The sequence below is a fragment of the Rhizobium sp. 01N424 genome, from assembly GCF_056399485.1.
In genome coordinates this window covers 94,937-105,861 of record NZ_JBFTRK010000013.1, presented here as the reverse complement: position 1 = coordinate 105,861, position 10,925 = coordinate 94,937, and the positions used below count along the sequence as shown (strand labels likewise).

Sequence of the window (10,925 nt, the reverse complement as noted above, 5' to 3'; positions counted from 1 at the left end):
GTCAGTGTACACGCTTCTCATCGAGGAAAGCATCGCGCATCTCCCGACGCTGGTTAAGACGTTGCACGACGTCCTCAGTTGCAATCGTCCTCCGTTCATCAAGGATCGCGGTTTTGACTGCATCATCGGCCGCGCGGACGATTTCGGATTGGCTGAGACCGTCGGCTGCCTTGACGATTTTCGTCCAGCCGAGCCTGGCTGATGACATCGGCTTGAGGTTGTTGACGATGATTTGCTTGATCTGGTCGGCCGTCGGCGCTTCAAACTCGAGGACGAGATCGTATCGACGCAACAGCGCTCGATCGAGAAGCGAGGGGTGATTGGTCGAACAAACAATGAGGCTGTCTGTCGAATTGCCCTCTTCCATGAACTGCAGGAATGAGTTGAGGACTCGGCGCATCTCGGCGACATCGTTCGTCGACGTTCTATGCGCGCCAACCGCGTCGAATTCGTCAAAGAGGTAGACGCCGCGGCGCTTTGCGGTTTCGTCGAAAACTAGCCTGAGCTTTGCTGCGGTCTCACCCATATAGCGTGTGATAAGTCCTTCCAGCCGGATCACGTAATATGGCAGATTGAGCTCGCCGGCCAGCGCTTCAGAGGACATCGTCTTGCCCGAACCAGGCGGCCCGACGAACAAAACCCGACGATTAGGAGTGCGGCCATGTTCCCGCAGCCAGTCACGCTTCCTCTGCTGCCGGATCATATCCTCGAGACTGTCGAGCAATCCCGGCGCCAAAACCATGTCCTTTAGCTTGAAGCGTGGCTCGCGAAGCTCGAGAAGTCCTTCGAGGTCGCCTCGAGGCGCCCCGAGAGGAATGGCAACACTTGCTCCTCGGGATTTGCGGGCCCGGGCCTTGTCAACCTCGGCTCGCATTTCATCAGCCGTAGTCCTGTGTCCCTGACGGGCTTCGGATGCGGCGATCTGGAGAGCAATCGAGAAAAACAGGTCATCGTCGCCCTCAGCGCGACTTCGCAACATGGCAAGGATTTGCTTGGCGTTCGACACAGTCATTCTCTCTTCGTTGAGCCATTCTAATACAAAACGGGGCGGCAATATAAGGCGGTGGCGGAGGTCATCCACACTGGGATCGTGCGTCGGAAGCTACAATATTTCCTTACCAGGTACGGCGTAGCTTCGTTCGCAGCGCAGGTAGACCTCCATTCAATTCGAGCTGTCCAACAAGCTTTCGACGATCGAAGTTAGAACATATTAGGAACGTTGACCATGTTGCAAGCAAAGCTTTTTATCATTTGGAATCAGGACTTCATGCAAACGGATGCACGGGTCGAAGGTTCGAACCCCTTCAAGAGCACGATATTGCGACGTGCACGGATTTGCTATCGATATTTTGAACACGACGGCGCGAACCTCGCTTCGAGGCGAGCAGCCATGCCATGCCATAGGCGCTGTGATCCGTGGCCCTGGTAGTTAACGTTGCTCATCCTTGTAAAGGATGACAGTGCCTATTGAGCCCGCACAGGTCACTTCTTTCAGGTCAACGATAGTTAGGTATCGGTGCTAATCGGCCGATTGGGGCGACTCCTCATCTAATCACCCTTCGGTTAGATGTTGCCCAGATTTCGCTAATTCCGAAGCTTTCCAACTAAATGCATTGTTCGTGCCAAGCAAACCGCTCCTAAGCCAAAACGGTTCAGCGAGCGGGATTTGCGGTCGTTTTCACAATTCAACTTTAAAAGCCAAGGAGGCTAAAATGAAGCTGTTAAATAAAGTCGCTTTCATCACTGGTGGCTCGTCGGGCATTGGTCTGGAAACTGCAAAGTTGTTCCAGGCAGAAGGTGCGAATGTCGTTCTGGTCGGCTCTAACGAGGAGCGTCTGGCTGCAGCGGGCAAGGAACTCAACGGCCAGGCTCTTCTCATTCGCGCCGATATCCGCAAGGTCGCCGATATCGAACGTGCGGTCGAAGAAACCCGCACGAAGTTCGGTCGCATCGATGTTGTGTTCGCCAATGCCGGCGCCACCACTGTCGCACCGCTCGAAGCGGCAACCGAAGAATATGTTGCCGAGAACATTGCGCTCAACTTCACTGGTACCTTCTTCACGATCCAGAAGACGGCGCCGATCATCGCTGACGCTGGCAGCATCATCGTCACCACCTCGTTCCTGAACGCGATCGGTTATCCCGGCCTCTCGATCCTTGCCGCCACCAAGGCTGCAACGCGCTCGCTGGTCCGCACCCTGGGCGCAGAACTGGCGCCTCGTGGTATCCGTGTGAATGCCGTCAGCCCCGGCGCGATCGCTACGCCGTTCTACGGCAAGATCGGCCTGCCTGATTCCGTCCTTTCGGAAGTCGCTGCCGGCATCACGCAGAAAATCGGTCTGAAGCGCTTCGGTGAAGCCGCGGAACTTGCAAAGGCCGTTCTCTTCTTGGCGTCCGCAGATTCGTCATACACAACCGGTGCGGAGCTGGTGGTCGATGGTGGTTTGACACAGTTCTGATCTGCGTTTGCCAAGTCAGGGCTACCTGGCCCGCCATCTCGGTATTTTTGTGATGGCGGGCAGCTCGCTTCAAAAGAACGAGCGCTTTAAAATCGGGTCCCTTGTTCTCACGACGAGATCGATAATTCGCCCCAAATCAGCCAGCGCTTCGCGACGTGCGGCACGGCGAAATCGATGAGCTGCCTAAGTCAAAAATCATGCGACAGTTTCAAGAAATCGCGCGCTAGGGCGCAGCGTCGGCAGGCGATTGGCAAACCCGCGGCCAAATAAGGAAGAAACTACTATGTCTACAACATCATCCAAAGTTACTATTGCTTTCTGCCATGGCCTCTGGGCCGATGGGTCTTGCTTCAATAAAGTCATTCCCGCACTTCAGGCTGAAGGCCACGAGGTGATTTCCGTTCAGTACGGTCTCGATTCCTACGAGGAGGATCTGGCGACGGTGAAGCGGACCTTGAACCGCGTCGGCGGTCCTGTTCTGCTTGTTGGTCACTCCTACGGCGGCGCCGTAATTACCGGTACGGGAATGGATGATCGGGTTGTCGGCCTGGTCTACATTACTGCGGTCGCTCCTGACGCCGGCGAGACTGTTCAGGGTCAGTTGAACAAATATCCGTCTGAAATTTTCAACCACCTCGAGATCGAAGACAATCGCATTTGGTTGCGGCCGAGCGGGACTGGGTCCCTTGCAGGCGACCTGTCAGAGGCCGAGCAAAAGCTGGTTTGGGCGACTCAGTTCGCACCGAATGCAGAACTAATTGGCCAGCAGAAGCTGACAGCCGACCAGATCGCTTGGAAGACCAAGCCGAGCTGGTATTTGCTGGCTACTGAGGACCGCACTGTGCATCCTGACCTGCAGCGCTGGGTGTCAAAACGCATGGGCGCGGATGTTACCGAGGTGGCCAGCAGCCATGTACCCATGGTTTCACAGCCTGACGTAGTTCTCGAAGTCATTCGCAAAGCGGCCGCGACCGTACAGAGCCGCTGACCACTTGCCTTCGCCTCATTAGTTGTAGGGAGATCGCCTGACGGCGGTCTTCCTCGCGCCTACGGATCGGCATGGCATTGTTGGTGTCGACCTCGCTCGCAAGAGTGATTTTTCGGCCAGCAACCAATATCGCCTCATGTCGCGACGTAGATCTGCCGTGTCTACACGGGTCTTTGAAACATTCACTCTCGGGGTTTTCAACATGACGATTAGATCCACCGGCTCCGGCTTCTCGCCGACGCGCCGCAGACTCCTTACAGTTGCCGCGATATCGGCGCTTACCGTTCCTGCATTTTCGAGGACTTCGCAGCGGGCTGTAAAAGTCTCCGCCGCATTCAACGATATCAAGGCCATGACCTTTGATATCCAAGGCACCGTCGTCGACTATTATACTCCGTTCATGCGCATCAGCAGCGATATTTCGAGGCGACGCGGGCTGTCGATCGACTGGCACAGCTTTCTCCTCGATTGGGTCGCCGGTGCCTCGGCCACCATCCAGTCGATCGTCGCTGGAACACAGGCATGGGCACCCGCTGGACAGATTTACCGGCATGCTCTCGATACTGTCCTCGATCAACGCAAGTTGACGGACGCCATCGCTGAGATCGAGCGCACCGAACTGATGTCGGTATGGGGGCAGATGCAGCCCTGGCATGATTGCGTCGAGGGGATCGGTCGGCTGAAGCGCAAGTTTACCGTTTCGGCGCTGTCGAACGCAGGAATGGCGCCAGTTATCTCGCTCTCCAAGCGTGGTGGGCTGTTGTTCGACGCGGTGTTGACCGGAGAGCTCATTCACGCCTACAAGCCGGATCCCGACGTGTACAAGTCGGCATGCACTTACCTCGGGTTCAAACCGGAGCAGATCATGATGGTCGCTGCGCATAAGTGGGATCTGAAGGCGGCAAGAGAAGCTGGCTTTAAGACGGCCTTCGTTCCTCGACCCCTAGAGACCGGACCGGGCGGGAAGGTCGACATTGCGCTCGACCCATCCATCGATATCTTCGCTACGAGCCTCGTCGAACTGGCCAGTCTGGCAGGCGTGTAAGCTCTGGGGCTATCGGCAAGATCCAAGTCGGTCCCCGTCGTTATAACGAGCTTTGAACGGACTAAAGCACCCCTGATCCAACTGATTGTCGGGGATCAGAAGGTCATCAGCGTTGGCAAGCTCGCCTTGTGCGGCCCTTTCTTGAACTTCGGGAGTTTTTCTGCTCTAGGATCGCGACTTCAAAACGTTTACGGTGAGTGATTTGGATCGGCTGGAAGCTATGGCGATGCTGGTGTCGTCCGTCGAGGAAGGGAGTCTCTCGGCTGCTGCAAGAAAACTGCGCGTTCCAGTCACCACACTCACTCGAAATGTCAACGACCTCGAGGCACTCGTTGGTACGAAGCTGCTAGTTCGATCGACGCGGAAGCTGAAACTCACAGATGCCGGGTCTGACTACGTTGAGGCGGCAAAACAAATTCTGGAGCAGGTCGATGAGCAGCAGCGTCGTGCCGCTGGCGAATTTACAGCTCCACGAGGCGAGCTTGTCGTCACCACGCCCGTACAAGTCGCGCGCCTGCGGGTGCTGCCGGTTATCGATCAGTTTCTAGCGCTTTACCCAGAGATAAGAATCCGGCTCTTGCAGTCCGACCGAAACGTCGATCTCATCGATTCTCATGCCGATGTGGCGGTTCGGGTTGGTCGCTTGCGGGATAGCAGCCTTGTCGCAACGCGAGTTGGAAGCCTGCGCGTGGTGACGATCGCCAGCAAGGAGCTATTGGGAAGGCGGGGGGAGCCGGCATCACCGGAAGGCCTTCGCGGTTATCCCTGCGTCGTCTTCGATAGCCCCAACCTCTCGCCCTGGCATTTTCGCAACCGGAATACAGGAGAGATTTCGACGATCGCTGAGGTGCCCAGGCTGCTGGTATCGTCGCCGGATGCTGCTGTCGACGCCGCAATTGACAGCATCGGCGCAACGGTCGTGCTGGAGCACGACGCCGACGCTGCTGTCAAAGAGGGAAAGCTGACCTATATCTTGCAAGAGTATGAAGTCGAACCGATCCCGGTTCACATCGTCCATCTTACCCGAAACAACATGCCTTTGAAGCTACGTCGTTTCGTTGACTTCGCTGTGCCTAAACTGCGAGAAGCGCTTGCCGAATTTGGGCGCGTTCCTCCGGTGGAATAGCGGCCGCCCGCCATCTGCGAATAGAGTCGAGATGACGGGTTGTTGCCGATGTAGAATTGCGTCCAACCATAATCAGCAATCAGTTCGTCGCCCGTTGTGGAATACGACTCATCGCTTGCTAGAAACAGCACAGTCCTTGCGAGTTCGGCCGCTGAGAGTGTTCTTTCGGGCGAAATTTTCAGCATTTAGCCGAATTCAGTGGCATGCCGTAGGTTCCAATCTCTTCAAGGCGAAGTGCATGGCTATGCTGGCTTTGCGCCGTCATTTCGGTCATTCAAATCAGTTCCGCCGTTTCCTGAAAGCAGACACAGGGCAGTGATCAAGCAGAAGTGGTGGTTTCGGGACCGAGGTGACATCAGGGGTTAATCACTATGCAGGTCGGCATCCCACGCGATCTGAAGCATACGTCGACCGACCTCACAAAACTCCCCACGAGATACACCGACTAGGCCCATTCGATGCGCGGCCTGTAGCTTCTCTTGGAAGTGCGGCATAGGCGTGCACGCGCATAAATGGCAATGATGTTCTTCGTTCGTTCGTGTCGCTCCACAGTATTCGACGACCTACCGCGCTCGATCACAAATGGCTCGGTGGCATGACAATGCGCAAGCAACGCAAACTGGCTGCATCGTCTCCATCGGGATCGATATCTGACATCTGGAAGAGCGGTCATGCCGTCACTATCTCAAGGAATATCAGTAGCCTAATTAGGGAGGTTGGAATGCCAGAACCTGCCGTTGAGAGTGTCGTGCCGCCAATCGTGGAAATCATGCCTCCTCAGCGATTACTCGCTGGGAGAACCGTCATCTGTGACTGTTGTAGGCAAGCGAAATTACAGTGCGAATTCGATGAGGACTGCTGTGGTATCTGCGAAGAATGCTTGGGTTCTGACCCGATCTGCTTCGAGATGGAATAATATTGGTCACCAATGACCTTTGTCCGGTTTACCGTCGAGATGGACTTCGAGGGCAGGCCTGCCCCACATCGAAGATGTTTCCATGAGATGCGGAACACATGCGCTATCAGGTCACAGTCTTGGGTGCCGATCTATTGGACGATGGTGTCCCCGACACCATTGGATCGGTGAGACTCGATGGGTGTTCCACCTTGCTGCTCTGCGTTTCCGGCAGTCGCAAGCGCGCACTCATGTTCACCAGGTCGGGTAGCGAGCGCGCCTTCATCTTGCGCATCACCTGGCCGCGGTGGGCCTTGACTGTGATCTCGCTGATTCCGAGTTCAAATCCGACCTGCTTGTTCAGCAGTCCTGCCACAACGAGCGCCATGACTTCTCGTTCGCGGCGGCTCAGGGAAGAGTGTCCGTCTCTGATGGACTGAAGCGCACTTTTATCCTCGAGTGAGGTGGCACTTCGGTCGAGGGCATATCGAATCGCATTGATCAGCACGTCATCAGGGAACGGCTTCATCAGAAACTCTAGGGCTCCGGCCTTCATCGCCTTCACTGTCATCGGCACATCGCCGTACCCAGTGATGAAGATAATCGGAATCTCGGTCCGATCCCCTGAAATCTGTTCTTGCAGGTCGAGCCCGTTGAGATCGGGTAGAGAGATATCGAGAATAAGGCAACTTGGGACGGCCGTGCGCTGCTGTTCCAGAAACTCCTTCGCCGATGCGCACATCACCGCCTTCCACCCCTCGAAAGCGATCAATGGCTCAAGGGATTCGCGAACCGAAATGTCGTCATCAACGACATACACGACCGGCACTAAAGGAGCTGATTCCATCTGAGGCATGGTGACTTCTCGTTTCACTGTCATGCGCGGATCGAAACTATCACTTCATCTTCGGCGCAGCAAATCGCTAGGGCGTAGACTCATAACGACCTGATCCAGATGCGGGTGGCGAGTAGTTTTACGGCTGCTAGGAAGTTTTGGGGGTCCTTGTCATATCGAGTGGCAATCCCTCTGAACTGCTTGAGCTTGTTGAAGAAGCGTTCGACGAGGTTTCGCTGCCGATATACCCATGAGCTGAACGGAAAGCTCTCCTTGCGGTTTCGCTTTGCTGGAATATTGGCCCAGGCCCGTTTTGTTTTTGCCAAGGTTCGAAGGGCGTTTGTATCATAAGCCCTGTCTGCCAAAAGTATGGCACCTTTTCCGATATCCTTCAGCATTGGCTCGGCGACCCTGCTGTCGTGCACTTGTCCTGGGGTCAGGTCGATGCCAATTGGACGGCCATCTGCATCGACAAGAGCATGGATCTTCGTCGTCAAGCCGCCGCGGGAACGTCCCATGCAGCCATCGTCTTGATCCCCCTTTTTCCCGTGGCCGCATGTTGATGAACGCGGACACAGGAACTGTCGATCATGACAATATCGCCGTCGAAGGCCCTTGAGACCTCCTCCAGAACATGGTCCCAGACACCCGCCTTTCGCCAACGAACAAAACGATTGTAGCAGGTTGTGTAGGGGCCATAGCGCTCAGGAACATCCGCCCAGGGCGAGCCGGTCCGAAATCGCCACAAGATGCCGTTGATTACGCGCCGGTCGTCAACTCGCGGGACACCGCGAGGCTTGTTAGGAAGAAGCAGCTGGATAATGCTCCATTCGAAATCAGTCAGGTCGAACCGGCGACGGGTCATCTGAGGCCTCCAAATCAAAGCCTCATTGAATCAAAGCCATGCCCGCGTGTGAACCCCGTTTATGAGTGCAGGGCCTAGTTCACTCTCAACGCGGCCTTCAGCGCTGCCAAAAGGCCAGTGTCACTGAAGGGTTTAAACAGGCATTCGGCCTCTCCCAGGTCTCTTTCGTTTGGCGGCGCGTTCTCGTCACCCGTGGCGGTGATGAACACGACAGGGATATGCTGTTGACGCCTGGAAAGCTCTCGCTTCAACTCAGGGCCGGACATTCCGGGCATGGAGATGTCAAGGATCAAACAACGGGTTTCATCGACATGGCCGGACGTGAGAAACTGCTCCGCCGACGAAAACGCCATGGCTGCAAAACCGAATTCCCTCAAAAGGTCGGGCAAGGAGTCACGAATAGACTCATCGTCGTCGACGACCGAGACGAGTGGTGGCCTAATCATCATAGTTTTCCTGCAGCATGCTGTCCGTTTGGCCGTCCGGCTATCCGGTCGCGCACACAGTTGCCGACACCGGGAGAACTTTCCACGGAATGCGGTATGGCGAATGAGAAGGTGGCACCAGGACCACTGTTGGGCACCGCCCAAAGGCGACCATTGTGCCGTTCGACGATGGAGCGACTGACGGAAAGGCCGATCCCCATCCCGCGGTTCTTGGTCGTATAAAACGCCTCGAAAAGTCTGTTCGCTTCGTCAGGCTGGAAGCCGACGCCGACATCTTCAACCGTCAATCGCACACTATTGTCATCGTCTCTGGTCGTCGTGATCACCAACTGTCTCGGACGATCGTCAACGGAGACCATGGCGTCAGATGCGTTCATCAGAAGATTCATGATCACTTGTTGCAATTGAACGCGATCTCCCAGGACAGGGGGAAGCGCGTCTGCGAGCTCGGTTCGAAGCAACACTCGGCTTCTTTGGAGCTCGTTCGATAACAGTGCGGTCACCTCCCGCGTCGCTTCGCTCAGGTCCACCAGTTCATTGTTGGCGGCGTTCTTGACGAACAGCGCGCGCAATCGCTTGATGACTTCGGACGCACGGTTTGCGTCCCGTATCGTGCGTTTTGCTGTTTCGCGTGCACCTTCCACATTGGGGGAGTCCGACGCCAGCATCCTGAGACAGGTTCCGGCGTTAGTGATGATGCCCGCAAGCGGCTGATTGACTTCATGAGCGATTGAAGCCGTCAGGGTACCAAGGCTGGTCACCCGAGCAACACGCGCCAGTTCGGAACGCACCTGGTCAAGCGCTTCCTCCGATAGCTGCCGATCCGTGACGTCCTGGATCGCCCCTATGTATTCGAAATTCTCGTTGGCTCCGCATTGATGGGCGACGAGATGCAGGTGCTTGACCGACTGATCGCCCATGCGCAAGCGATATTCCTCGTCCAGGTCTTCGCCGCGGCGGGCGCGGCCGGCCATATCAAGAAAAAGGGGCATGTCGTCGGTATGCGTCATCCTCGCGATGCTCGCGAAAGATATGGGGCCAGCTTCGAACTCATAGATCCGATAAGCTTGGGCTGAGAATGTGACAGTGTCGGTAGACACGTTCCAGGAGAAGCTACCCGTCCGGCTCAAGTGCTGGGCTTCCTCCAGGAAGGTTTCGCTCCGGCGCAGGGCGGCGGCCTGAGCATGTCCTCGCTGCGCGAGGAACACCGTCAGACCAAATATAGGCCCGACCACGCACCCGACGACCAATACCACCGTCGGCAACATGGAGAATGGCGCATACCCTCCCAATACGAGCGCTCGCCATAGGCCGACGATACCCGTCAAAACTCCAATCACGACACTGAGGGGGAGCCATGGCGGCGTTGGCATGGGATGTGCCTCAACCCGCCAAGCCAACGCAAGCATTCCCACGCCGAGGATCACGAGACCGAATGAAGTATGGAGGGCTGCGAGGGTCACCCCACCCCAGTAGCCAACAACTGCGGCCGCTCCGAAGGCAGTGACGATTGAGCCACCCAGGCCCACCAAGAGGGACGATGTGATCGTGAATGTACTGGGGGCCAGCATCAGCGCCACGGAGCTAAACGCGAAACAGACTGCTGTCAGCGGAGCCATTCTTCCGGGACTTCTCAGGTTCACCGAAATGAAGGAGCTGCCGAGCAGTTCGTCGATACCGGCATCGACCCGGAACACGATCTCGATGATTGTCGTCATGCTGACAAAAGTCACCAATCCAGCGCACAGGAACACAGCCCAACGAGGACCATCGATCGCCAAAGTCAGAAGGGCGACACCACATAATCCGAAGCACAATGCGGCGTTTCGCGTCATTGGCGGCAGAGTGGGCGAGAGCTGTATCAAAGCCGGGCTTTTGACAGTCCAGCCCAAGAGAACGATAGCGCCGAGCGTGATCATCAGAACCGCCGAGACCTTAGCCACATAACTGGGCCACGGCCTTCTTGCGACGGTGTCGATCACATTAGTATCCTTTGGGGCTTGCTAGGCGGTGTGACACACCCTCGCGAAACAGCAGGCGCAACGGGCGGTATTTCATGGGCATGGGCGGCGTCTTCGCAAGTGCGGTGCCCACTAGCCATGTGAAAGTCTGCGCTCGAATTTCTCTGTTGTCTATGGCACCATAGTGTTGGTTTTCCAGCGACAAGGCAAAACCTTGGGGGATGCGGAAGATGAAGGCAAAATCGTTGCCGGATCTGGTAAACATGAACGGACGTTTGCAATGAGCTCGAACGCCCTTTTTCTTC

General features: G+C 56.2%; 9 protein-coding genes and 1 pseudogene. 4 read left to right on the top strand and 6 right to left on the bottom strand.

All coding sequences use genetic code 11. From position 1 onward, the window contains the following. Position 1: 1 nt before the first annotated feature. Complete coding sequence (locus AC1DNK_RS25685) at positions 2 to 1,012, bottom strand: AAA family ATPase (RefSeq protein ID WP_153793785.1); 1,011 nt, start codon at positions 1,010 to 1,012, stop codon at positions 2 to 4. A 700-nt stretch (positions 1,013 to 1,712) separates the two neighbouring features. Between AC1DNK_RS25685 and AC1DNK_RS25680 the strand changes: the two genes are divergently transcribed. From AC1DNK_RS25680 to AC1DNK_RS25665, 4 genes are all read left to right on the top strand, one after another. Next, positions 1,713 to 2,459 carry an SDR family oxidoreductase gene (locus tag AC1DNK_RS25680; RefSeq protein ID WP_477943937.1) on the top strand — a complete coding sequence of 249 codons (747 nt, stop codon included), beginning with the start codon at positions 1,713 to 1,715 and terminating at the stop codon, positions 2,457 to 2,459. A 283-nt stretch (positions 2,460 to 2,742) separates the two neighbouring features. Then, on the top strand, positions 2,743 to 3,447 hold the full coding sequence (locus AC1DNK_RS25675; RefSeq protein ID WP_477943936.1) for an alpha/beta hydrolase: 705 nt from the start codon (positions 2,743 to 2,745) through the stop codon (positions 3,445 to 3,447). 202 nt (positions 3,448 to 3,649) lie between these two features. After that, positions 3,650 to 4,492: a haloacid dehalogenase type II gene (locus AC1DNK_RS25670; RefSeq protein ID WP_477943935.1), complete on the top strand. Its 843-nt coding sequence runs from the start codon at positions 3,650 to 3,652 to the stop codon at positions 4,490 to 4,492. A 202-nt stretch (positions 4,493 to 4,694) separates the two neighbouring features. Further along, positions 4,695 to 5,618 (top strand): LysR family transcriptional regulator, encoded by a 924-nt coding sequence (locus AC1DNK_RS25665; RefSeq protein ID WP_477943934.1) that lies wholly within the window; start codon positions 4,695 to 4,697, stop codon positions 5,616 to 5,618. Between the two features lie 1,022 nt (positions 5,619 to 6,640). Here AC1DNK_RS25665 and AC1DNK_RS25660 read toward each other — a convergent pair. The 5 genes and pseudogenes from AC1DNK_RS25660 to AC1DNK_RS25640 all read right to left on the bottom strand — a co-directional run bounded on the left by AC1DNK_RS25660 (position 6,641) and on the right by AC1DNK_RS25640 (position 10,885). Continuing rightward, a complete protein-coding gene (locus AC1DNK_RS25660; RefSeq protein ID WP_477943933.1) occupies positions 6,641 to 7,369 on the bottom strand; it encodes a response regulator transcription factor in 729 nt (242 codons plus the stop codon). 80 nt (positions 7,370 to 7,449) lie between these two features. Next, positions 7,450 to 8,213, bottom strand: a pseudogene (locus tag AC1DNK_RS25655) (IS5 family transposase). A 74-nt stretch (positions 8,214 to 8,287) separates the two neighbouring features. Then, the gene (locus AC1DNK_RS25650) at positions 8,288 to 8,662 is read right to left on the bottom strand and encodes a response regulator (RefSeq protein ID WP_477943932.1); all 375 of its coding nucleotides are present in this window, start codon (positions 8,660 to 8,662) and stop codon (positions 8,288 to 8,290) included. After that, positions 8,659 to 10,641 carry an ATP-binding protein gene (locus AC1DNK_RS25645; RefSeq protein WP_477943931.1) on the bottom strand — a complete coding sequence of 661 codons (1,983 nt, stop codon included), beginning with the start codon at positions 10,639 to 10,641 and terminating at the stop codon, positions 8,659 to 8,661. Before AC1DNK_RS25645 ends, AC1DNK_RS25650 begins: the two co-directional genes overlap by 4 nt. Position 10,642: 1 nt before the next feature. Beyond that, a complete protein-coding gene (locus AC1DNK_RS25640) occupies positions 10,643 to 10,885 on the bottom strand; it encodes a hypothetical protein (RefSeq protein WP_477943930.1) in 243 nt (80 codons plus the stop codon). Positions 10,886 to 10,925 lie beyond the last annotated feature (40 nt).

Bases quoted from the DNA above. Each gene is read 5' to 3' on its own strand.
- AC1DNK_RS25680 (WP_477943937.1), top strand. From the start codon at position 1,713: ATGAAGCTGTTAAATAAAGTCGCTTTCATCACTGGTGGCTCGTCGGGC.
- AC1DNK_RS25660 (WP_477943933.1), bottom strand. From the start codon at position 7,369: ATGCCTCAGATGGAATCAGCTCCTTTAGTGCCGGTCGTGTATGTCGTT.
- AC1DNK_RS25675 (WP_477943936.1), top strand. From the start codon at position 2,743: ATGTCTACAACATCATCCAAAGTTACTATTGCTTTCTGCCATGGCCTC.
- AC1DNK_RS25640 (WP_477943930.1), bottom strand. From the start codon at position 10,885: ATGTTTACCAGATCCGGCAACGATTTTGCCTTCATCTTCCGCATCCCC.
- AC1DNK_RS25670 (WP_477943935.1), top strand. From the start codon at position 3,650: ATGACGATTAGATCCACCGGCTCCGGCTTCTCGCCGACGCGCCGCAGA.
- AC1DNK_RS25685 (WP_153793785.1), bottom strand. From the start codon at position 1,012: ATGACTGTGTCGAACGCCAAGCAAATCCTTGCCATGTTGCGAAGTCGC.
- AC1DNK_RS25650 (WP_477943932.1), bottom strand. From the start codon at position 8,662: ATGATGATTAGGCCACCACTCGTCTCGGTCGTCGACGACGATGAGTCT.